At 63.2% G+C, this 22,432-nt stretch carries 18 protein-coding genes; 9 read left to right on the top strand and 9 right to left on the bottom strand.

Features of this window, described 5'->3' with window-relative positions:
• The first annotated feature begins 54 nt into the window (after positions 1–54).
• The gene (locus AC1RCO_RS30465; protein WP_492618357.1) at positions 55–978 is read left to right on the top strand and encodes a LysR family transcriptional regulator; all 924 of its coding nucleotides are present in this window, start codon (positions 55–57) and stop codon (positions 976–978) included.
• 33 nt (positions 979–1,011) lie between these two features.
• Here the strand turns inward: AC1RCO_RS30465 and AC1RCO_RS30460 are convergent, their stop codons facing one another.
• From AC1RCO_RS30460 to AC1RCO_RS30450, 3 genes are all read right to left on the bottom strand, one after another.
• On the bottom strand, positions 1,012–1,740 hold the full coding sequence (locus AC1RCO_RS30460; RefSeq protein ID WP_492618356.1) for an aspartate/glutamate racemase family protein: 729 nt from the start codon (positions 1,738–1,740) through the stop codon (positions 1,012–1,014).
• 54 nt (positions 1,741–1,794) lie between these two features.
• On the bottom strand, positions 1,795–3,336 hold the full coding sequence (locus AC1RCO_RS30455) for an NCS1 family nucleobase:cation symporter-1 (RefSeq protein ID WP_492618355.1): 1,542 nt from the start codon (positions 3,334–3,336) through the stop codon (positions 1,795–1,797).
• Between the two features lie 488 nt (positions 3,337–3,824).
• The gene (locus tag AC1RCO_RS30450; RefSeq protein WP_011060174.1) at positions 3,825–4,559 is read right to left on the bottom strand and encodes a phosphoadenylyl-sulfate reductase; all 735 of its coding nucleotides are present in this window, start codon (positions 4,557–4,559) and stop codon (positions 3,825–3,827) included.
• A 175-nt stretch (positions 4,560–4,734) separates the two neighbouring features.
• Here AC1RCO_RS30450 and thrH point away from each other — a divergent pair, with 175 nt between their 5' ends.
• Positions 4,735–5,352 (top strand): bifunctional phosphoserine phosphatase/homoserine phosphotransferase ThrH, encoded by a 618-nt coding sequence (gene thrH, locus AC1RCO_RS30445; RefSeq protein WP_011060175.1) that lies wholly within the window; start codon positions 4,735–4,737, stop codon positions 5,350–5,352.
• A gap of 128 nt (positions 5,353–5,480) precedes the next feature.
• On the opposite strand, the gene pabB is transcribed toward thrH, so the two are convergent.
• From pabB to rloA, 4 genes are all read right to left on the bottom strand, one after another.
• A complete protein-coding gene (pabB, locus tag AC1RCO_RS30440; RefSeq protein ID WP_492618354.1) occupies positions 5,481–6,824 on the bottom strand; it encodes an aminodeoxychorismate synthase component I in 1,344 nt (447 codons plus the stop codon).
• Between the two features lie 176 nt (positions 6,825–7,000).
• Positions 7,001–7,987, bottom strand: coding sequence for an alpha-L-glutamate ligase-like protein (locus AC1RCO_RS30435; protein ID WP_015634740.1), 987 nt, complete (start codon positions 7,985–7,987; stop codon positions 7,001–7,003).
• A complete protein-coding gene (rloB, locus tag AC1RCO_RS30430; protein WP_011060178.1) occupies positions 7,987–9,519 on the bottom strand; it encodes an osmotic stress tolerance membrane protein RloB in 1,533 nt (510 codons plus the stop codon). Before rloB ends, AC1RCO_RS30435 begins: the two co-directional genes overlap by 1 nt.
• A gap of 5 nt (positions 9,520–9,524) precedes the next feature.
• Entirely contained in the window at positions 9,525–10,061 is a 537-nt protein-coding gene (gene rloA, locus AC1RCO_RS30425; RefSeq protein WP_011060179.1) for a retropepsin-like aspartic peptidase RloA, read from the bottom strand.
• A 267-nt stretch (positions 10,062–10,328) separates the two neighbouring features.
• On the opposite strand from rloA, the gene AC1RCO_RS30420 reads away from it, so the two are divergent.
• The 6 genes from AC1RCO_RS30420 (at position 10,329) to prpD (ending at position 18,953) form a co-directional block, all read left to right on the top strand.
• Positions 10,329–11,051 (top strand): GntR family transcriptional regulator, encoded by a 723-nt coding sequence (locus AC1RCO_RS30420; RefSeq protein ID WP_011060180.1) that lies wholly within the window; start codon positions 10,329–10,331, stop codon positions 11,049–11,051.
• Positions 11,048–11,941, top strand: a complete 894-nt coding sequence (prpB, locus tag AC1RCO_RS30415) for a methylisocitrate lyase (protein ID WP_011060181.1) — start codon at positions 11,048–11,050, stop codon at positions 11,939–11,941. The genes AC1RCO_RS30420 and prpB overlap by 4 nt, the downstream gene beginning before the upstream one ends.
• Positions 11,942–12,115: 174 nt before the next feature.
• Positions 12,116–13,243, top strand: a complete 1,128-nt coding sequence (prpC, locus tag AC1RCO_RS30410; RefSeq protein ID WP_011060182.1) for a bifunctional 2-methylcitrate synthase/citrate synthase — start codon at positions 12,116–12,118, stop codon at positions 13,241–13,243.
• Between the two features lie 201 nt (positions 13,244–13,444).
• On the top strand, positions 13,445–16,039 hold the full coding sequence (gene acnD, locus AC1RCO_RS30405) for a Fe/S-dependent 2-methylisocitrate dehydratase AcnD (protein ID WP_492618353.1): 2,595 nt from the start codon (positions 13,445–13,447) through the stop codon (positions 16,037–16,039).
• 61 nt (positions 16,040–16,100) lie between these two features.
• Positions 16,101–17,291 (top strand): 2-methylaconitate cis-trans isomerase PrpF, encoded by a 1,191-nt coding sequence (prpF, locus tag AC1RCO_RS30400; RefSeq protein WP_492618352.1) that lies wholly within the window; start codon positions 16,101–16,103, stop codon positions 17,289–17,291.
• A 177-nt stretch (positions 17,292–17,468) separates the two neighbouring features.
• Positions 17,469–18,953: a 2-methylcitrate dehydratase gene (gene prpD / locus AC1RCO_RS30395; RefSeq protein WP_492618351.1), complete on the top strand. Its 1,485-nt coding sequence runs from the start codon at positions 17,469–17,471 to the stop codon at positions 18,951–18,953.
• A gap of 118 nt (positions 18,954–19,071) precedes the next feature.
• On the opposite strand, the gene AC1RCO_RS30390 is transcribed toward prpD, so the two are convergent.
• Positions 19,072–20,025, bottom strand: a complete 954-nt coding sequence (locus AC1RCO_RS30390) for a DMT family transporter (RefSeq protein ID WP_011060186.1) — start codon at positions 20,023–20,025, stop codon at positions 19,072–19,074.
• Positions 20,026–20,118: 93 nt separating this feature from the next.
• Here AC1RCO_RS30390 and AC1RCO_RS30385 point away from each other — a divergent pair, with 93 nt between their 5' ends.
• Positions 20,119–21,543 carry an aminotransferase-like domain-containing protein gene (locus AC1RCO_RS30385; RefSeq protein WP_492618350.1) on the top strand — a complete coding sequence of 475 codons (1,425 nt, stop codon included), beginning with the start codon at positions 20,119–20,121 and terminating at the stop codon, positions 21,541–21,543.
• Between the two features lie 48 nt (positions 21,544–21,591).
• Here the strand turns inward: AC1RCO_RS30385 and ppsR are convergent, their stop codons facing one another.
• Positions 21,592–22,410 carry a posphoenolpyruvate synthetase regulatory kinase/phosphorylase PpsR gene (gene ppsR / locus AC1RCO_RS30380; protein ID WP_011060188.1) on the bottom strand — a complete coding sequence of 273 codons (819 nt, stop codon included), beginning with the start codon at positions 22,408–22,410 and terminating at the stop codon, positions 21,592–21,594.
• Positions 22,411–22,432: the final 22 nt, after the last annotated feature.

Here is a 22,432-nt window from a genome sequence, read left to right as displayed (position 1 = left end):
GTGTAGCCGGTAATTTCTATACTCTGTGTAAACCAGAAGTTTAGAGTGGCCTCTATGGAAGCCTTTAGCAGTATCGAATGTTTTGTCCGCAGCGCTGAAGTCGGCAGTTTTGCCGAGGCGGCGCGGCGGCTCGGCCTGACCCCGGCGGCGGTGGGCAAGAGTGTGGCCAAGCTGGAAACCCGGGTTGGTGTGCGCCTGTTCCAGCGCAGCACCCGGCGCTTGACCCTGACGGAGGCCGGCCGCCTGTTTCTCGCGGAAGTCGCCGACAGCCTGCAGACCATCCAGAACGCGGTCAGCACCCTGGCCGATGCCCAGGGGCGCCCGGCGGGGACGCTCAAGGTCAGCATGGGCACGGTGTTTGGCGGGCTGTACATAGTGCCGATGCTCGGCGCCTTTTTGCGCCGCTACCCGGATATTCATCCCGACTGGCATTTCGACAACCGCCAGGTGGACCTGATCGGCCAAGGTTTCGATGCGGCCATTGGCGGCGGTTTCGAATTGCCCCAGGGAGTGGTCGCCCGGCGGCTGTCGCCGGCTCACCGGGTGCTGGTGGCAAGCGCCGATTACCTGCGGGGGCGGGCACCGATCAACGGGCCCGAAGACCTGCGGCATTGCCGGGGGATTCTTATCCGCTCCCCCCAGACCGGGCGCATCCGCACCTGGCAGATGACCGGTCGGGGAGGGCTGATGTGCCCGCTGGAGCTCAAGGCCAGCATGACCATGAGCGATTCCGAGGCCGCCTGCATCGCCGCGGCCCAAGGGCTGGGCCTGGCCTTGGTGAGCATGCCGTTTGCCATCAATTACCTGCGTTCCGAGGCCTTGCAGCGGGTGTTGCCGGACTGGTACGTGGACGATGGCTTTACCTCGATCTACTACGCCGAGCACAAGATGCTCCCGGGCAAGACGCGGGCCTTCGTCGACTTCGTCATTGAGCAGTTCGCCGAGCAAGGCCTGGCTCAGGCCTTCAGCGCCTTGTAGGAGCCGGCCTGACGACTCTATGTACCGCCGGCCTCAGCGCCCCGCCCGCAAGGGCCAGCCCAGCACTCGCTTGGGCCGGGGCGTGGCATAGGTGCGTACCTTGGAGGTGGATAGCCCCAGACGCATCAGGGACTCGGCAATGGTCACTGCTGCCGTTACTCCGTCCACCACCGGCACGCCGGTGCGCTGGCGAATCTGTTCATCCAGGCCGGCCATGCCCCCGCAGCCCAGGCAGATGACTTCGGCCCTGTCCTCGGTCACCGCCCGTTCGGCCTGGCGCACGATGGCTTCCACGGCGCGCAGCGGGTCTTCCTCCAGCTCCAGTACCGCCAGGCCGCTGGCGCGCACCGAGGCGCAGCGGTCATAAAGGCCGGAGAGCTTGAGCCGGTCTTCGATCAGCGGCACGGTGCGGTCCAGGGTGGTGACCACCGAGTAGGCGTGGCCAAGGAACATGGCAGTGCTGGCGGCGGCGTCGGTGATGTCCACCACTGGCACGTTCAGCAGTTCCTGCAAGCCTTCGCGGCCGTGCTCGCCGTAGCCGGCCTGGATCACCGCGTCATAGGGCTGGTCGTAGGCCAGCACCCGGTCCATTACGGCGATGGCCGCCAGGTAGCTTTCGAAGTTGCCTTCCACCGATTCGGCGCCGAAGTAGGGAGTCAGGCCGATGATCTCGGTACCCGGCGCTGCCACGCTTTGTGCCTGGTGGGCGATGGCCTGGGTGATGGAGTCGGTGGTGTTGACGTTGACCACGAGAATTCGCATGAGGGTTCCTTGCAGGTTGGGCAGTTCAGGCCCGGCGCGCCGGGCCGGGCAGGTTCAATGGCTGACGTTGTCCACGGCGATGCTTTCGCCGCTGACGTCCGCGTAGCCAGGTTGGCGCTTGGCGATGATCAGGTAGAGCATCCCGGCGATGCCGGCGCCGATCAGCCAGGAGAATGGCGAGACGCTGGCAAAACCCGGCACCAGGGCCAGCACGATGGCGATCAGCGCCGCGGGAATAAAGGCCGCCACTGCCCGCAGGTTGACCCCGTGGCTGTAGAAATAGGCGCCTTGCGGGTCTTCGCTATAGAGCTGCGGCACGTTGACCTGGGCTTTGCGCAGGATCCAGTAGTCCACCATGATCACCCCGTACAGCGGGCCGAGCAGGGCGCCCAGGCCGGAGAGGAAATACACGATCACCAGCGGGCTGTTGTACAGGTTCCACGGCAGGAGCAGCACCGCCAGCGCCGCGCTGATCAGCCCGGCGCGGCGGAAGGTCAGGTACTTGGGCGCCAGGTTGCTGAGGACGAAGGCCGGGGCGACGAAGTTGGCCATGATGTTCACCGCCACGGTCACGATCAGAAAGGCCAGGCAGCCCAGGACCAGGAACAGTGTGTTGGGGATCGAGGCGATGATCTCCGTGGGGCTTTCGATGACCCGGCCATTGATCTGGAACTGCGCGCCGCACAGCAGCACGGTGATGGTGGCGAACACCAGGATGTTCACCGGCAGGCCCCAGAAGTTGCCGACCTTGATGGTCTTGCGGCACGGCGAGGAGCGGGCGAAGTCGCAGAAGTTGAGGATCAGGGTGCCGTAGATCGCCAGCCACAGGGCGCCGCCGGCGAAGATCTGCCGCCACATTTCGCTGCCGGTCAGAGGTTCGCGGATCGACCAGGCGATCTGCCCGTCGGCCTGGGTGTACATCCAGGCGGCCAGGCAGGCCACGGTCAGCAGGATGATCGGCCCGGCGAAGGCTTCGTAGCGCCGGATCATTTCCATGCCATAGGCGAGGATCGCCAGTTGCACCAGCCAGATCACCAGGAAGCAGGCCCAGCCCAGGGTCGAGAGGCCGAGGATCGAGTTGTGATCGTAATCGGCGAAGCCCGGATGGATGGCCGTGAGCAGCACGCGAAACACCACCGAGGCCAGGTAGGTCTGGATGCCGAACCAGGCGATGGCGATCACTGCCCGGATGAGTGCCGGAATCTGCGCGCCATGGATGCCGAAGCTGATGCGGCTGATCACCGGGAACGGCACCCCGGTCTTCTGCCCCATGTAGCCGGACAGGTTCATGAAGAAATACACCAGCGCCGCGCCTATCCCCAGGGACAGCAGGATCTGCCAGCCGCCCAGGCCCAGGGCGTAGAGGCCGATGGCGAAGGAGTAGTTGGCGATGTTGTGCACATCGTTGGTCCACAAGGCGAAGATGCTGTAGCCACCCCAGCGCCGGCCTTCGACCTTGGTCGGTGCCAGGTCGCGGTTGTGCAGGCGTGGGCTGAGCGCGATGGGGGCCGCATCGGCGACAGGTTGTTGGACGTTGTGCGAATGCAGCGAGGAGGGCAGATCCAGTGCGATGTTGTTGGAAGGGCTGGTACGCATTCCGGCATGCTCCTGACTCCGGCCCTGGATGACTGTGCTTGAGCGAGGGGGCTCGACAATCTTCGTCACAGGGGAGGAATCACTGGGTTCGGGGCATCTGCAGCTTGAGTCGTGGGTCAGGCGTGCGGACGGTTAGTGTATGTATGTTTTGGTTTTTTTGTATACAAAACATAAATCCACTAAAGCCACTTCTGTGCCAATTTCACGACTATGAAATTGGCTGCTGATTTCGTTTTGTTATGGGTTATTCCTAACCTTCTGAAAAGACGAGATTAAAAATTGACCGTTTGAACAGGTATTTATTTTTCGCCAGGCACGGCTTGGCGCCCAATGGATATCGGCGCAGGAAAGGCTTGTAACCTTTTGGGGCGGGGAATCTTTGAAGTGCACACAAAAATGGCACCGACGGTGACATTCTTGTGTACAGGTTTTGCTGCGGGTTGGCTTTCAGTGCGGACGTCCTTCAGGCGCGCCCGCAGGGAAGGGGGTCAGGCTTTGCTGATGATGTTGCCGGCGTGCAAGCCGCATTCTTTCTGGGTGGCTTCCTCCCACCACCAGCGGCCTTCGCGCTCGTGCTGGTTGGGCAGTACCGGGCGGGTGCAGGGCTCGCAGCCGATGCTGATGAAGCCGCGTTCATGCAGGCTGTTGTAGGGCAGTTCGAGCATGCGGATGTAACCCCAGATCTCCTCGCTGCTCATTTGTGCCAGTGGGTTGAACTTGTACAGGGTGCGCTCCGGCGTGGAGAAGGCTGTGTCGACTTCCAGCACCGCCACCTGGCTGCGGGTACCCGGGCTCTGATCACGGCGCTGGCCGGTGGCCCAGGCGCTGACGGTGGACAGCTTGCGCCGCAGCGGTTCGATCTTGCGGATACCGCAGCACTCGCCATGGCCGTCCTTATAGAAGCTGAACAGGCCCTTTTCCTTGACGAAGGGTTCGAGCTTGCTGTGGTCCGGCGAGATCAGCTCGATCTGGATCTTGTAGTGCTCACGCACCTGATCGATGAAACGGTAGGTTTCCGGGTGCAGGCGGCCGGTATCCAGGCTGAACACCTTGACGTTCTTGTTCAGCTTCCAGGCCATGTCCACCAGCACCACATCCTCGGCACCGCTGAAGGAAATCCACAGGTCATCGCCGAACTGGGCAAAGGCCAGTTTGAGAATGTCCTGGGCAGACTTGTTGGCATAGGTCGCGGCGAGTTCAGCGACGTCGAACGATGGGGTCATCAGGGCGGTTTCCTACAGGTCGGTGGCGCTGTGCGCTCTATAGGGGGGCGATCTTAACAAAATCCACACCGCCCTGGCGCGCTCCTCTGCGTTGCGCCTGTGCAGGCGAATCGCTAGAGTTCGGCAGTCCTTTTGCTCGCTCAATTTAAATAATCAGAACCAATGGGAGTGTCTTGTGGAAATTGCCTGTCTCGATCTGGAAGGTGTACTGGTCCCGGAAATCTGGATCGCCTTTGCCGAAAAAACCGGGATTGAATCCCTCAAGGCAACCACCCGGGATATTCCCGACTACGACGTGCTAATGAAACAGCGCCTGCGGATTCTCGACGAACACGGCCTGAAGCTTTCGGATATCCAGGAAGTGATCGCCACCCTCAAGCCACTGGACGGCGCGGTGGAATTCGTCAACTGGCTGCGCGAGCGCTTCCAGGTGGTGATCCTTTCCGACACCTTCTATGAATTTTCCCAGCCCCTGATGCGCCAGCTGGGCTTTCCGACCCTGCTTTGCCACCGCCTGATCACCGATGACGGCGGCCGGGTGACCGGCTATCAGTTGCGCCAGAAAGACCCCAAGCGCCAGTCGGTGCTGGCCTTCAAGAGCCTGTACTACCGGGTGATTGCGGCGGGGGATTCCTACAACGACACGACGATGCTCGGTGAGGCGGATGCCGGCATCCTGTTCCACGCCCCGGACAACGTGATCCGCGAGTTCCCGCAGTTCCCGGCGGTGCACAGCTTTGCCGAGCTGAAGCAGGAGTTCATCAAGGCTTCCAATCGTCCCCTGAGCCTGTAAACCGGTTCGCCGGCGAAGAGACCCTTGGATTTTTCACAAATCCTGCCGACGCCTTCGCTGGCAAGCCAGCTCCTACGGGTGGGAGAACGACGCGCGCTTGTAGGAGCCGGCTTGCCGGCGAAGAGGCCCTAAAGCCCCTGCAGCGTTTCCAGCAACACCCGCACCTTGGTGATGGATTCCTGGTATTCCTCCTGCCAGTCGGAATCCGCGACTATTCCGCCGCCGCCCCAGCAACAGATCTGCCCATCCTTGGCCAGCAGGCTGCGGATGGCGATCGAACTGTCCATTTCTCCGCGCACGTCCAGGTACAGCAGCGAACCGCAGTACAGCGCACGCCGCGTGGGTTCCAGCTCGTCGATGATCTGCATCGAGCGGATCTTCGGCGCGCCGGTGATCGAGCCGCCGGGAAAGCTGCCGGCGATCAGGTCCAGGGCGTCCTTGCCGTCCGCCAGCTCGCCAGTGACGCTGCTCACCAGGTGGTGCACGTTGGGGTAGCTTTCCAGGCTGAACAGCTCCGGTACCCGTACCGAGCCTATGCGGCAGGTGCGCCCCAGGTCGTTGCGCAGCAGGTCGACGATCATCAGGTTTTCCGCCCGGTCCTTGGGGCTGGACAGTAGCTCGGCGGCGTTGGCCGCGTCTTCGGCAGCTTCCCGGCCGCGGGGGCGGGTGCCTTTGATCGGGCGGGTTTCCACCCGGCCCTGGCTGACGTGGACGAAGCGCTCCGGCGACAGGCTCAGCACCGCACCGCCTTCCGGCAGCCGCTGGAAACCCGAGAACGGGGTCGGGCAGGCGGCGCGCAGGGCGCAATAGGCCGCCCAGGGATCCCCCTGGTACTGGCCGCGAAAGCGTTGGGCGAAGTTCACCTGGTAGCAGTCGCCGGCCTGGATGTAGTGCTGGATGCGCTGGAACGCCTGGCGGTAGTCCTCGGCGCTCAGATCAGCCAGCATGGCGCCGGTCAGCTTGAATGCCGGCTGCGACGCGGGCAGCGGCTGGCTGAACAGTTGAATCAGGCGCTGGCGCTCGGTGGCATCCAGGCTGGGGTGGAACACCAGCTGGCTGGTGCCTGCCTGGTGGTCGTTGATCAGCGCCCAGGCATACAGGCCAAAGCGTGCATCGGGCAGTTGCAGGTCATCCCGGGCCTGGCTTGGCAGGCGCTCCAGATGGCGGCCGAAGTCATAGCTGAGGTAGCCGATCAGGCCGCCGGCGAAGGGCAATTCATAAGGAGCGGGCAGTTGCGCCGGGCCCAGTTGCCCCAGGTTGTCCCGCAGGCGCTGGAGAAAGCCCCTGCCGCTTTCTTCGGCGGCCACGGTCAACTGCGCCAGGGGCCAGGCGCTGAGCAGGTCATAGCGCCCGCGCTCGGCGCTGGGCCGGCCGCTGTCCAGCAGCACGGCGCCGGGGGCGTGCTCGATTGCCGCGAAATACTCGGCGGGGTTGGTGCGGTAGGGGAGCGGGTGTACGGAACAGGTCAACATGCGGGGCAAATCAGCCATCGGAGCGCGGTTGGCGATTGTATGCCTCTGCAGGAGTTGCTCCTAGAGGGGATGTCGGTGTTTGCCCGGTTCGTGGCGTATTCACCGACCTGTAGCTGCTGCCGCAGGCTGCGAAAAGGTCCGCAGGACCTTCCGTTCGCACCCTGCGGCAGGCGCTATCAGCCTTCCACGGCAGGTATATGGCCAAACAGTTCCTGGGCGAAGCGTACCCGCTCCTCGACGCTTTCCTCGATGCCCTGGGCCTTGAGCTCCTCAAGGTGGGCTTCGATGGCGTGGGTGCGCTGGGTCAGGCCGCAGTCGTTGGCGATCTGGATGTTCAGCCCCGGCCGCGCGTTGAGTTCGAGAATCAGCGGGCCCTTGTCCTGGTCCAGCACCATGTCCACGCCGATGTAGCCCAGGCCGCAAAGCTCATAGCAGCCGGCTGCCAGCTTCATGAAGCCGTCCCAGTAGGGCAGTTGCACGCCGTCCACCGCGTTGGTGGTGTCCGGGTGCTTGGTGATGATGTTGTTCAGCCAGGTACCGCGCAGGGTCAGGCCGGTGGCCAGGTCGACCCCGACGCCGATGGCGCCCTGGTGCAGGTTGGCCTTGCCCCCGGACTGGCGGGTCGGCAGGCGCAGCATGGCCATCACCGGGTAGCCCATGAGCACGATGATGCGGATGTCCGGCACGCCTTCATAGCTGATGCTCTTGAAGATCTGGTCCGGGGTCACCCGGTACTCGATCAGCGCCCGGTCGCGGTGGCCGCCCAGGGAGTACAGGCCGGTGAGGATGCTGGAGATATGGTGCTCGATCTCTTCGTGGCTGATGATCTTGCCGGACACCGTGCGATAGCGGCCCTCGAAGCGGTCGGCGATCACAATGATCCCGTCACCTCCGGCGCCCTGGGCCGGCTTGATCACGAAGTCGTTGCGCCCTTTGAGGATCTCGCCGAGCTTGTCGATTTCCTTCTCGGTGGAGATCACCCCGTACAGTTCCGGCACATGGATACCGGCCTTGATCGCCCGTTCCTTGGTGATGATCTTGTCATCGACGATGGGGTACAGGCTGCGCTTGTTGTACTTGAGCACGTAGTCGGCATTACGCCGGTTGATACCCATGATTCCCCGCGCTTCCAGGGCTTTCCAGGTCTTCCACAGGCCGAACATCAGGAGTCGGCCTTGACGAAGGCTTTGAAACGCACCAGCTCCGTCAGGCGGTAGCCGCGGTAGCGACCCATCGCCAGCATGAAGCCCACCAGGATCAGCAGCATCGCCGGGAAGGTAAAGACGAAGTAGGTGAGTTCCGGCACGCTCATGATCAGGTGCGCCAGGGAGGCGGCGAACAGGGTGCCGATGGCGACTTTCATCGCATGGCCGCCGCCGCGCTCTTCCCAGGTGATGGACAGGCGTTCGATGGTCATGGTCAGGATCACCATCGGGAACAGCGCCACCGACAGGCCGCGTTCCAGGCCCAGCTTGTGGCTGAACAGGCTGATGGCGGCGATCAGCACCACGACGAAGGTCAGTACCACCGAGAGTCGCGGCAGCATCTGCAACTTCAAGTGTTCGAGGTAGGAGCGCAAGGACAGCCCGAGCGCGGTGATCACCGTGAACAGCACGATGCCAAAGCCCAACTGGGTCTCGCGGAAGGCCAGGGCGATCAGCACCGGGGTGAAGGTGCCGAGGGTCTGCAGGCCGATCAGGTTGCGCAGCACGAGGATCACCAGCACGCCGATGGGGATCATCACCATGATCATGAAGGTCTGCTGGGTCTGCAGCGGCAGGCCGTACAGCGAGTATTCGAGGAAGTTGGCGTCGGTGTTCTCGTCGGTCAGCTTGGCCAGGCGAATGGCGTTCATTTCGCTGTTGTTGAGGCTGAAGGTGACGTTGGCTTTCTTGCCGCCATCGACGGTGATCAGGTTGTCGTCGCCGGTCCACCACAGCAGGCGGTCGCTGGGCATGCCCTGCTCACCGGTTTCCGGGTTGAAGTACAGCCAGTCGGTGCCGTTGAAGCTGCGCAGCCAGAGCTCCGGGGTCTGCGGCTGGTCGGCCACCAGGCGGATGGTGTGGACCTTTTCCACCGGCACGTGGGCGATGGACAGCAGCAACTCGACAATCTTCGCCTTGTTGGTGCTGGACGGATCGCCGGCCAGCAGCAGCTTGGCGTTGTCGTCATTGGCGTTGTTGACCCGCTTGATGGCTTCGCTGATGAAGGTCTCGACGTCCGCCGAATGCTGGCGGATCGGCGCCAGCAGGGCGTCGGCGGCGATCTTTTCCGGGCCTTCCACGGCCATGCTGTCACGGAAGGTCGGGCCCTTGACCTTGGCTTTCTCGGCGCTGTAGCGCTTGGTCAGCACCAGGCGGTAGTACAGGGTCTGGTTGCCCTTGGCCCGGCGCGCCGACCAGGTGACCTTGCGGTTGCCGTCGACGCGGTTAACCGCCACCCCGTAGTTGTTGGAAATGAAGCTCTCGTTGAGGCTCACGTAATCGCGGCTCAGGGGCGGCACGAACATCTGGATCTTGATCGGGTCCTTGCCGTTGGCGACGAACTCGACCTTGGCATCGATATTCCACAGATCGTCGGTAGCGTCTTCGGTCACCGGAATGCCGAGCACGAAGATCTGATAGGCCGTGATCGAAATGCCCAGCACCACCAGGATGGCGATCAGGACTTTCAGATGAAGGGTAAGAGAGCGCATTGGAATTACTCTGCGGTATGAGCGTCGGTGGCGCAGGCGGGTTTGCCAGCAGCGTATTTAAGACTGGGGTCGACCAGCGCATCGAAGCGTTTCAGGGCTTCGGAGCCGATCAGGAGCGGGTATTGGAATGCGCTGCGGTCGGTCAAGTTCACTTCGATACTGCGCAAGGCGCTGCCCATGCAGACATCCAGGGCGATGACCGGCCGTGCGGTGTAGTTCTTGTCCTCATCGGGGTCGTAGTCGCCGGCACGGCGCTTGATCTTGCTGACCCGGGCCAGAGGCCGTTCGATGGGATGGGAATGGGCGGCGTCGATCGCCAGGTAGAAACGCACCCAGGACTCGCCATTGCGCTTGAAGCGCTTGATGTCGCGGGCACTCAGGGAAGCGGTCTTGGCCCCGGTGTCGAGCTTGGCCGCGACCTCCAGGTCGATGCCGGACAGCCGAGCGTATTCATTCAAGCCGTAGACAGTCTTGCCGGCGGCGGCGCTGATGCCGGGCAGGGCAAGCAGGCAGAGCAGTAGGGGAAGGGCCTTGAGTCTCATAGATCCTGATGGGCATGGGTTCTTCAGTTCAAGGCGACCGGCATTGCTGCGCAAGCTCCCTCGTATGCGTGCCATAAAAAGATGACAGGCCAATGCGGGCGGCATTCTAGCATGCTGGTTTTATGGCGCCAGCGCCGGGGGCGGGCCTTTTGTCTTGCCCTGGCGCTTAGGGTTATTAGACGATTGTCGACAATCTCTATTTTTCCTTTGACTGTTTTCGGTGTATTGGCTAATTTTTGCCTCATTGATTTTAAAGGTGTCGACAATATGCTGGATCAACTCGAACACCCGATGCAGGCACAGGACGATTCTGAAACCCTGTCCGAAAACGTCTTCCGGCGGATCCAGGCGGCCATCGTCAAGGGCGAGATCGCCCCGGGCAGCAAGATCTCCGAGCCCGAGCTGGCGCGCACCTACGGCATCAGTCGCGGTCCGCTGCGCGAGGCCATCCACCGCCTGGAAGGTCAGCGTCTGCTGGTGCGGGTGCCCCATGTCGGCGCCCGGGTGGTGTCCCTGAGCCATGCCGAGCTGATCGAACTCTACGAAATCCGTGAGTCCCTGGAAGGCATGGCCTGTCGCTTGGCGGCCGAGCGCATGACCACCGAGGAAATCGACGAACTGCGCCGGGTGCTCGATACCCACGAACGCGATGCGGCGTTCCAGGCCGGCGTCGGCTACTACCAGCAGGAAGGGGACTTCGACTTCCACTACCGGATCATCCAGGGCGCCGGCAACCGCACCCTCACGCAGATGCTCTGCGGCGAGCTGTATCAACTGGTGCGCATGTACCGCATCCAGTTTTCCGCGACCCCCAACCGCCCGCACCAGGCCTTTGCCGAACACCACCGGATTCTCGATGCCATTGCCGATCGCGACGGCGAACTGGCCGAGTTGTTGATGCGCCGCCACATCGGCGCCTCGAAACGCAATATCGCGCGTCACTACCAGGACAGCGCCCATCAGACAGCCACTCCACGAGGTGAGTCATGAGTTCCAACAAGAGCACTCCAGGCCAGCGTTTCCGCGATGCGGTCGCCAGCGAACAGCCGTTGCAAGTGGTCGGCGCGATCAACGCCAACCATGCCCTGCTGGCCAAGCGCGCCGGTTTCAAGGCCATCTACCTGTCGGGCGGCGGGGTCGCTGCCGGCTCCCTCGGCGTGCCTGACCTGGGCATTACCGGTCTGGACGACGTTCTCACTGATGTGCGTCGTATTACCGACGTCTGCGACCTGCCGCTGCTGGTGGACGTGGACACCGGTTTCGGTTCGTCGGCCTTCAACGTGGCGCGTACCGTCAAGTCGATGATCAAGTTCGGCGCCGCGGCGATCCATATCGAAGACCAGGTCGGCGCCAAGCGCTGCGGTCACCGCCCTAACAAGGAGATCGTTTCCCAGCAGGAAATGGTCGACCGCATCAAGGCCGCGGTGGATGCCCGTACCGACGACAGCTTCGTGATCATGGCGCGCACCGACGCCCTGGCGGTGGAAGGCCTGGAGTCGGCCCTGGAACGCGCCGCGGCGTGCATCGAGGCCGGCGCTGACATGGTGTTCCCGGAAGCCATCACCGAGCTCGAGATGTACAAGATCTTCGCCGATCGGGTGAAAGCCCCGATCCTGGCCAACATCACCGAATTCGGCGCCACACCGCTGTACACCACCGAACAGTTGAAATCCGTGGATGTTTCCCTGGTGCTGTACCCGCTGTCGGCGTTCCGTGCCATGAACAAGGCCGCAGAAAACGTCTACACCGCGATCCGTCGCGACGGTACCCAGCAAAATGTGATCGACACCATGCAGACCCGCATGGAACTGTACGAGCGCATCGATTACCACAGCTTCGAGCAGAAGCTCGATGCGCTGTTCGCGCAGAAGAAAGGCTGAATCAATCCCTGTGGGAACGAGCTAGCTCGCGATGGCCGTCAGCGATAACGCGCAGCCCCTGATTCGCTGGGGCGCGCGGGCCCGGATCGCGAGCAAGCTCGCTCCTGCACTGTCGGGGGAGCCCCGACCCGTGAAGTTGCCAAGTCCCTAACAAATTCAAGATTGGAGAGAGCAATGGCCGAAGCAAAAGTATTGAGTGGTGCAGGTCTGCGCGGCCAGGTGGCCGGGCAAACCGCGCTGTCCACCGTGGGCCAGGCCGGTGCCGGGTTGACCTACCGCGGCTATGACGTGCGCGAACTGGCGGCCGATGCGCAGTTCGAGGAAGTCGCCTACCTGTTGCTGTACGGCGACCTGCCGACCCAGGAACAATTGGCCGCCTACAGCGCCAAGCTGAGCAAGCTGCGCGACCTGCCACAGGCGCTGAAGGAAGTGCTGGAGCGCATACCGGCCCAGGCCCATCCGATGGATGTGATGCGTACCGGTTGCTCGTTCCTGGGCAATATCGAGCCGGAGAAGGATTTCTCCCAGCAGCACGACGTCACCGACCGCCTGCTGGCGGCCTTCCCGGCGATCATGTGCTACTGGTACCGCTTCAGCCACGAAGGCGTGCGCATCAATTGCGTCAGCGACGAGCAGACCATCGGTGGCCACTTCCTGCACCTGCTGCATGGCAAGAAGCCCAGTGACTTGCACGTCAAGGTGATGAACGTCTCGCTGATCCTCTATGCCGAGCACGAATTCAATGCCTCCACCTTCACCGCCCGGGTCTGTGCCTCGACCCTGTCGGACCTCTATTCCTGTGTCACCGCGGCCATCGGTTCGCTGCGCGGCCCGCTGCACGGCGGCGCCAACGAAGCGGCGATGGAGCTGATCGAGCGCTTCCAGAGCCCCGAGGAGGCGACTGCCGAGTTGCTGCGGATGCTCGAGCGCAAGGACAAGATCATGGGCTTTGGCCATGCAATCTACAAAGACAGCGACCCGCGCAACGAGGTGATCAAGGGCTGGTCGCAGAAGCTGGCTGACGAAGTCGGTGACAAGGTGCTGTTCCCGGTGTCCGAAGCCATCGACAAGACCATGTGGGAGCAGAAGAAACTCTTCCCCAATGCCGATTTCTACCACGCCTCGGCGTACCACTTCATGGGCATCCCGACCAAGCTGTTCACACCGATCTTCGTCTGCTCGCGCCTGACCGGCTGGGCCGCCCACGTGTTCGAGCAGCGTGCCAACAACCGCATCATCCGTCCAAGCGCCGAGTACATCGGCGTTGAACAGCGCAAGTTCGTGCCAATCGAGCGCCGCTGACCGGGAGGGCGCCGGTACTGTTGATTGAATGCACCGCAGCACCTGCAGGAGCGAGCTTGCTCGCGATAGCGATGGACCAGCCGACAGCGATGTCGGACCTGATTCAGTCATCGCGAGCAAGCTCGCTCCTGCAAGGGATAGATGCCCATTCAACACGGTGCCAGGCGCTCCCTTTGAAACTACCGTGACCGAGCCCTGACCATGAACAGTGAATTTCGCAAGACGCTGCCCGGCAGCCAACTGGACTATTTCGACGCCCGGGCGGCGGTCGATGCGCTTAAGCCAGGCGCCTACGACAGCCTGCCCTACACCTCCCGCGTACTGGCGGAAAACCTGGTGCGCCGTTGTGATCCGGCAACCCTCAACGCTTCCCTCGGCCAACTGATCGAACGCCGCGACGACCTGGACTTCCCCTGGTTCCCGGCCCGTGTGGTGTGCCACGACATTCTTGGCCAGACCGCACTGGTGGACCTGGCCGGCCTGCGCGACGCCATCGCCGACCAGGGCGGTGACCCGGCGCTGGTCAACCCGGTGGTGCCGACCCAGTTGATCGTCGACCACTCCCTGGCGGTGGAGTGCGGCGGTTTCGACCCGGACGCCTTCGACAAGAACCGCGCCATCGAAGACCGGCGCAACGAAGACCGGTTCCACTTCATCAACTGGACCAAGAAGGCCTTCAAGAACGTCGACGTGATCCCGCCCGGCAACGGCATCATGCACCAGATCAACCTGGAGAAAATGTCCCCGGTGATCCAGGTGCTCGACGGTGTGGCCTTTCCTGATACCTGCGTCGGCACCGACAGCCACACCCCCCACGTGGATGCGCTGGGGGTGATCGCCATCGGCGTGGGCGGCCTGGAAGCCGAGAGTGTCATGCTCGGCCGCGCCTCGTGGATGCGCCTGCCGGACATCATCGGCGTCGAGCTCACCGGCAAGCTGCAGCCGGGCATCACCGCCACCGACATGGTGCTGGCGCTGACCGAGTTCCTGCGCAAGCAGAAAGTGGTGGGGGCCTGGCTGGAATTCTTTGGCGAAGGTGCCGCGGCGCTGACCCTGGGCGACCGCGCCACCATCTCCAACATGGCCCCGGAATACGGCGCCACGGCGGCGATGTTCTACATCGACCAGCAGACCATCGACTACCTCAAGCTCACCGGCCGTGAAGACGAGCAGGTGCGTTTGGTCGAAAGCTACGCCAGGCACACCGGCCTTTGGGCCGACAGCCTGAAGAGCGCACGCTACGAGCGCGGCCTGCAGTTCGACCTGTCGTCGGTGGTACGCAACATGGCCGGGCCGAGCAACCCGCACGCCCGGGTCGCCACCAGCGACCTGGCGGCCAAGGGCATCGCCGGGCAGTGGTCCGAAACCCCGGGGCAGATGCCGGACGGCGCGGTGATCATCGCCGCCATCACCAGTTGCACCAACACCAGCAACCCGCGCAACGTGATCGCCGCCGGCCTGCTGGCGCGCAACGCCAACAAGCTGGGGCTGACCCGCAAGCCATGGGTCAAGTCGTCCCTGGCCCCGGGTTCGAAAACCGTGGCCATGTACCTGGAAGAGGCCGGCCTGGGCCATGAGCTGGAGCAACTGGGCTTTGGCGTGGTGGCTTTTGCCTGCACCACCTGCAACGGCATGTCCGGTGCCCTCGACCCGGTGATCCAGAAGGAAATCATCGACCGCGACCTGTACGCCACCGCCGTGCTTTCGGGCAACCGCAACTTCGATGGGCGCATCCACCCTTACGCCAAGCAGGCGTTCCTGGCTTCGCCGCCGCTGGTGGTGGCCTACGCCATTGCCGGCACCATCCGTTTCGATATCGAAAAGGACGTGCTGGGCCTGGAAGCCAACGGCCGGGAAATCCGCCTCAAGGACATCTGGCCGAGCGATGAGGAGATCGATGCGATGGTCAAGGCGGCGGTCAAGCCGGAGCAGTTCCGCAAGGTCTACATCCCGATGTTCGCCATCCACGAAGACACCGGCCCGAAAGTCGAGCCGCTGTATGAGTGGCGCCCGCAGAGCACCTACATCCGCCGTCCGCCGTACTGGGAAGGGGCCCTGGCCGGTGAGCGCAGCCTGACCGGGATGCGCCCGCTGGCGGTGTTGCCGGACAACATCACCACCGACCACCTGTCGCCGTCCAACGCCATCATGGCGGGCAGCGCGGCCGGCGAGTACCTGGCGAAAATGGGCCTGCCGGAAGAGGACTTCAACTCCTACGCGACCCACCGTGGCGACCACTTGACCGCTCAGCGCGCGACCTTCGCCAACCCGAAACTGTTCAACGAAATGGTCCAGGAAAACGGCAAGGTCAAGCAGGGTTCCCTGGCGCGGATCGAGCCGGAAGGCAAAGTGACGCGGATGTGGGAAGCCATCGAAACCTACATGCAGCGCAAGCAGCCGCTGATCATCGTTGCCGGTGCCGACTACGGCCAGGGCTCGTCCCGCGACTGGGCAGCCAAGGGCGTGCGCCTGGCGGGGGTGGAAGCCATCGTCGCCGAAGGCTTCGAGCGCATCCACCGTACCAACCTGGTGGGCATGGGCGTGCTGCCGCTGGAGTTCCTCGCGGGCACCGACCGCAAGACCCTGGGTATCGACGGCACTGAAACCTACGACGTGATCGGCGCGCGCACGCCTCGGGCGCAACTGACCCTGGTGATCAACCGCAAGAACGGCGAGCGGCTCGAGGTGCCGGTGACCTGCCGCCTCGACACCGCCGAAGAGGTATCGATCTACGAGGCGGGCGGGGTGCTGCAACGCTTCGCCCAGGACTTCCTGGAATCGGCAGTAGCCAGCTAAGCAACGTACCGGGGGCGGGCCGCAAGGCGCCGCCCCCGGTCATTATCGGGACCTGAAATTCATGGCATTCGTAGCGCAGATCAAGATTCCCGCCACCTACATGCGTGGCGGCACCAGCAAGGGCGTGTTCTTCAACCTGCAGGACCTGCCCGAGGCGGCCCAACTGCCGGGCGCAGCCCGTGACGCCCTGCTGTTGCGGGTGATCGGCAGCCCCGATCCCTATGACAAGCAGATCGACGGCATGGGCGGCGCCACGTCCAGCACCAGCAAGACGGTGATCCTGTCCAGGAGCATCAAGGCCGACCACGACGTCGACTACCTGTTCGGCCAGGTGGCCATCGACAAGGCCTTTGTCGACTGGAGCGGCAACTGCGGCAACCTCTCGGCGGCAGTGGGCTCCTTCGCCATCAGCAGCGGCCTGGTGGACCCGGCGCGCATTCCGCAGAACGGCGTGGCGGTGGTGCGCATCTGGCAGGCCAATATCGGCAAGAGCATCATCGCCCACGTGCCGATCACCAACGGCGAGGTCCAGGAAACCGGCGACTTCGAGCTGGACGGCGTGACTTTCCCAGCGGCCGAAGTGCAGCTGGAGTTCCTTGACCCTGCAGCCGAGGAAGAGGGTGCGGGCGGTTCGATGTTCCCCACCGGCAACCTGGTGGACGACCTGGAAGTGCCCGGTGTCGGCATCTTCAAGGCGACCCTGATCAATGCCGGGATTCCGACGATCTTCGTCAACGCGGCAGACATCGGCTATCGCGGTACCGAGCTGCAGGGCGATATCAATGGCGACCCCAAGGCCCTGGCGATGTTCGAGACCATCCGCGCCCATGGCGCCCTGCGCATGGGCCTGATCAAACACCTGGATGAAGCCGCCCAGCGCCAGCACACGCCGAAAGTGGCCTTTGTCGCCGCGCCTGCGGACTACCAGGCCTCCGGCGGCAAGGCGATCAAGGCCGGGGACGTCGACCTGCTGGTGCGGGCCATGTCCATGGGCAAGCTGCACCACGCGATGATGGGCACCGCGGCGGTAGCCATAGGTACCGCGGCGGCGATCCCCGGGACCCTGGTCAACCTGGCGGCCGGTGGTGGCGCGCGCAGCGCGGTACGTTTCGGCCATCCCTCGGGCACCTTGCGCGTCGGCGCCGAAGCCACCCGAAGCGGCGGTGACTGGACGGTGGTCAAGGCCATCATGAGCCGCAGCGCGCGGGTGCTGATGGAAGGCTGGGTGCGAGTGCCCGGAGACAGTTTCTAGGAAGAGAAGCGCTTGCTGTGGAGGGGCTTGCTGTCCCGCGGGAGCAAGCTCCCTCGCCACAGCCGCTGGTTGTGATTGAATCGCTGAGCAGGCGCAGACCTGCGATGCCGTTATTGACCTGAACCTGTCACTGAGGAATCGACACCACCTACCATCCTGTACTGGAGTGAAGTGCACATGAGCAGCAACGTTGACCTGAACAACCGTCCCGATTACGACCAGGTCCTGCAGGACATTGCCGATTACGTCCTGGATTATTCCATCGACTCCCGAGAAGCCCTCGATACCGCACGCAATTGCCTGATGGACACCCTGGGCTGCGGCCTGCTGGCCCTGCGTTTTCCCGAATGCACCAAGCACCTGGGGCCGATCGTCGAAGGCACCGTGGTGCCTTTCGGTGCCCGGGTGCCCGGCACCAGCTATCGCCTCGACCCGGTGAAGGCGGCCTGGGACATCGGCTGCATCGTGCGCTGGCTGGACTACAATGACACCTGGCTCGCGGCCGAATGGGGCCACCCCTCGGACAACCTCGGGGGAATTCTCGCGGTGGCCGATCACCTGTCACAAAAGCGCGTGGCCAATGGCGAAGCACCGCTGACCATGAATGATGTGCTCAAGGCCATGATCATGGCCCATGAGATTCAAGGCGTGATTGCCCTGGAAAACTCCTTCAACCGTGTCGGCCTCGATCATGTGCTGCTGGTGAAAGTGGCTTCCACCGCGGTGTGCGCCAAGCTGATGGGGGCCAATCGCGAGCAGTTGCTGGCGGCACTGTCCCAGGCCTTTGTCGATGGCCAGGCGCTGCGCACCTATCGCCATGCACCCAATGCCGGTTCGCGCAAATCCTGGGCGGCGGGGGATGCCTCCAGCCGTGGAGTGCGCCTGGCGGATATCGCCCTGCGTGGCGAGATGGGCATTCCCGGCGTCCTGACGGCGCCGCAGTGGGGCTTCTATGACGTGCTGTTCAGCCATACCAACAAGGACCTGGCGCTCAAACCCGAGGGCCAGCGGCAGTTCAGCCTGACGCAGAAATACGCCAGCTACGTGATGGAAAACGTGCTGTTCAAGATCAGTTTCCCGGCAGAATTCCATGCGCAAACGGCCTGCGAAGCGGCGGTGACCTTGCATCCTCTGGTGCGCAACCGCCTGCACGAAATCGACCGCATCGTCATCACCACCCATGAGTCGGCGATCCGCATCATTTCCAAGGTCGGGCCGCTGGCCAATGCCGCCGATCGCGACCACTGCCTGCAATACATGGCCGCCGTGCCCCTGGCCTTCGGCACCCTGGTGGCCGAGCATTACGAGGACGATTTCCATGCCGCGCACCCGATCATCGATCAGTTGCGCGAGAAGATGCACATCGTCGAAGAGCCTCGCTACACCCGTGAATACCTGGAGGCCGACAAGCGCTCCATTGCCAATGCGATCCAGGTGTTCTTCAAGGACGGCTCCAGCACCGAGCAGGTCGCGGTGGAATACCCCATTGGCCACCGGCGCCGCCGCGCCGAAGGCATCCCGCTGCTGGAAGACAAGTTCAAGGCCAACCTGGCCACGCGTTTCACGGCCCAGCGTTCGACGCAGATTTTCCAGCTGTGCAAGGATCAGGCGCGGCTTGAGGCGACGCCGGTGCACCGGTTCGTCGACCTGCTGGTAATCTGAAACCCACCCTTGTAGGGGCGAGCTTGCTCGCGATGAACGTCAATGATGACGCGGGCTCGCTGGGCGGACGCGGTGTCCTCAAAGCCTTCGCGAGCAAGCTCGCTCCTACAGAATCTCTTTAGCGTCGGGCGGGCTTTCCGGACAGCCATTTGTCCAGGGGCAGTTTGGTGATGGCGAAACCGCCGAGCAAGGTCGAGGAATACAGCAGCAGGTCCCGGGACAGGCTCTGGCCTTCGTACCAGGCGCCGATGATCACCGCGAACACCGGAAAAATGATGAACACGAAGGACAGGATCACCGGGTTCAGTCGTTTCAGCAGGAAAAAATAGACAATGAACCCACCCACCGAAGCCGCCAGCCCCAGATACAGCAGGGCGCCCCAGGAACGCGGGCTGATGGCGGAAAAGTCCGGGTGCTCGATCCCCAACCCCGCCAGGCACAGCAGTAGACCGGCGATGCCGATCGGCAAGGTGTTGTAGGTGATGACGCTGATGGCGCTGCCGTGTTTCTTGGTGACCACGTAACACAATGCATGCAGCAGCGCCGCGCCGAGAATTGCCAGTACTCCCGAGAGTTCATTGTGGTCGCTGAGCAGGCCCTGGCCGCGAATGATCTGGAACAGGCTGGCAAAGCCGATGGCGATGCCGAGCAGTTGCGCCAGGTGAATCTTCTCCCGCAGCAGCAGGGCGGAAAAAATCAGGATGAACACCGGCATGCAACTGAACAGCAGCGCGGTCAGGCCGGAGGAAACGTGCACCTCGCCGTAGTTGAGCAGGGTGTAGGGCAGGCTGAAGTAGCACAGGGTGACGAATGCCAGGAAGCCCCGGCTGCCCTTGGGAAACATCAGCGGCTCGCGGCGCAGCCAGGCAAAACAGGCGAACAGCGGAAAGGCAATCAGAAAGCGCAGGCCGGCGGCGGTCAGTGGCGGCACGCTTTGCACCGCAATCTTGATGCCCAGCCAGGTGGTGCCCCAACTCAGGCAGACAATCAGGAACAGGGTGCAGGTCACCAGGGTGGCAAGCCAGGGACGGGGCAGGGCCCGGGTGTCGGATATGACGGTGCTGGTATTCACGCTGGCATTCCTTTCGTGATGGGCAATTGACCTCTATATTGGGCGAGTCATTTGCGGTAATTGAGCCCTTGAGCAACGCTATTGGTGAAAATGATGGCTGTCAAAGTAAGTATTGACACAGTGTCAATGATGCGTTCCGCATTGCAGGAAGGGGTGGGCGCCAAGTACAAGCGACTGGCCGAGACCCTGGAAAAGGCCATTGCCGACGGTACGCTGGCCCCCGGTAGCAAACTGCCGCCCCATCGCCTGCTGGCGGACAAGCTGGGCGTGACCATTGGCACCATCAGCCGCGCGTACGCCGAGCTGGAACGCCTGGGGCAGGTGGTGGCACGGGTCGGCGATGGTACTTATGTGCGCCAGGACGGTTTGCAGCGCCAGCGCGACAGCGGCTTTCGCAACGTCGCCGAGGAGCCTGAGGCGCTGTTCGACATGAGCCGCAACACCCATATTCCCGGCCAGGAAAACCATTTCATCGCTCAGGGCTTGCGGGCATTGGCAGAAGATCCTTTGGGACTGCAGCAAATCGCCCGTTACAGCGCCGAGGCCGGTCTGGCGCGGTATCGCGCCGCGGGTGCGCGCTGGCTGACCCAGGATGGCTTGCAGGCGGATCCCGAGCAGGTGATTTGCGTCAACGGCGCCCAGCACGGCTTGCATGTCGCCTTGCTGGCACTGCTCAAGCCCGGCGATACCCTGGCCACTGAACACCTGACCTATCCGGGCCTGATCAGCACGGCGCGAATGTTGGGCATCAAGCTCCTGGGGTTGCCGATGGACGCACAGGGGCTGTTGCCGGAGGCCTTGGACGAAGCGTGCCGGCAGCACCGCATTTCAGCGCTGTATTGCACCCCGACCCTGCAAAACCCCACGGCTGCGGTGCAGTCCGCTGCGCGGCGCGAGGCCGTGGCGGAGCTCTGTCGCCGGCATAACCTGTTGATTCTGGAGGATGAAACCCACGCCGTGCTGATGGAGCGGCGCCCGGCGCCCCTGGCCCATTTCGCAGCGGAGCGCACGGTGCTGATCAGCAGCCTGAGCAAGGCCGTGGCGTCAGGGCTGCGGGTCGGTTTCCTGCATGCGCCGTCGCCCCTGGTGGGACGTTTGGCCGCAGCGGTACGCGCCACCTGCTGGATGGCCACGCCTTTGCCGCTGGAGCTGGTAGCGGGCTGGATCGACACGGGAGTTGCCGAGCGCCTGCGTCAGCAGCAGATGGCCGAAATCGCTCGGCGCAAGGAGCTGGTCACGGAGGTGTTGCAGGGGCTGGAGTGGCGCGGTCCGGAGGGTTGCCCGCATTTCTGGATCAGGGTTCCGGAGCCGTGGCGTGCCTCTGAAATCGAGGTGGATCTCAAGCATCAGGGATACCTGGTGGCCACTGCCGAAGCCTTTGCCGTGGGCCAGGCGGCGGTGCCGCAATTCGTCCGGGCCAGTGTCTGCAATACCTCCGCGGATGATCGTCGGCTACAGGACGGCTTTGCCGCGTTGGCCGCGGCCTTGAAGCAGGAGAGCGGGCTGTCCCGCTGGTAGGGCGGCAGGCGAGGGGCAGTGCGGGCCTCGCCTTCGGTCGCGCAGAGGTTACTTGAAGCGCCGTTCCACGCCTTTTTCCACGAGGATCTTGGCCGAGATCTCTTCCACCGAGAAATGGGTGGAATTGATGTGGGGGATGTTTTCGCGGCGGAACAGGTTTTCCACTTCGCGCACTTCGAATTCGCACTGGGCGTAGCTGGAATAGCGACTGTTGGGCTTGCGCTCGTTGCGGATCGCGGTGAGGCGGTCGGGGTCGATGGTCAGGCCGAACAGCTTGTGCTTGTGGGCGCGCAGGGCATTGGGCAGCTGCAGGCGCTCCATGTCTTCCTCGGTCAGCGGGTAGTTGGCCGCGCGGATGCCGAATTGCATGGCCATGTACAGGCAGGTCGGGGTCTTGCCGCAACGCGACACGCCCACCAGGATCAGGTCGGCCTTGTCGTAGTAGTGGGTGCGGGCGCCGTCGTCGTTGTCCAGGGCGAAGTTCACCGCCTCGATCCGCTCCATGTAGTTGGAGTTGTGGCCAATGGAGTGGGATTTGCCGACGGAGTAGGAGGAATGTTCGCTCAGCTCCTGTTCCAGGGGCGCGAGGAAGGTCGAGAAGATGTCGATCATGAAACCATTGGAGGTCGCGAGGATCTCACGAATGTCCTGATTGACGATGGTGTCGAAGATAATCGGGCGATGGCCGTCTTTTTCGGCGGCTATATTGATTTGTTGTACCATGGCCCGCGCTTTTTCCATGCTGTCGATATACGGCCGCGTGAATTTGCTGAAGGTAACGTTTTCGAACTGCGCCAACAGGCTCTGGCCGAGGGTTTCCGCTGTGATGCCGGTACCGTCGGAGATAAAGAAAGCAGATCGTTTCATTTGCGGCTTGGGCCTTAAGCTA

The sequence above is a fragment of the Pseudomonas sp. GW823-FHT03E05 genome, assembly GCF_058796855.1.
The sequence above is the reverse complement of the archived record's forward strand: the minus strand, read 5'-3'. Positions and strand labels throughout refer to the sequence as shown.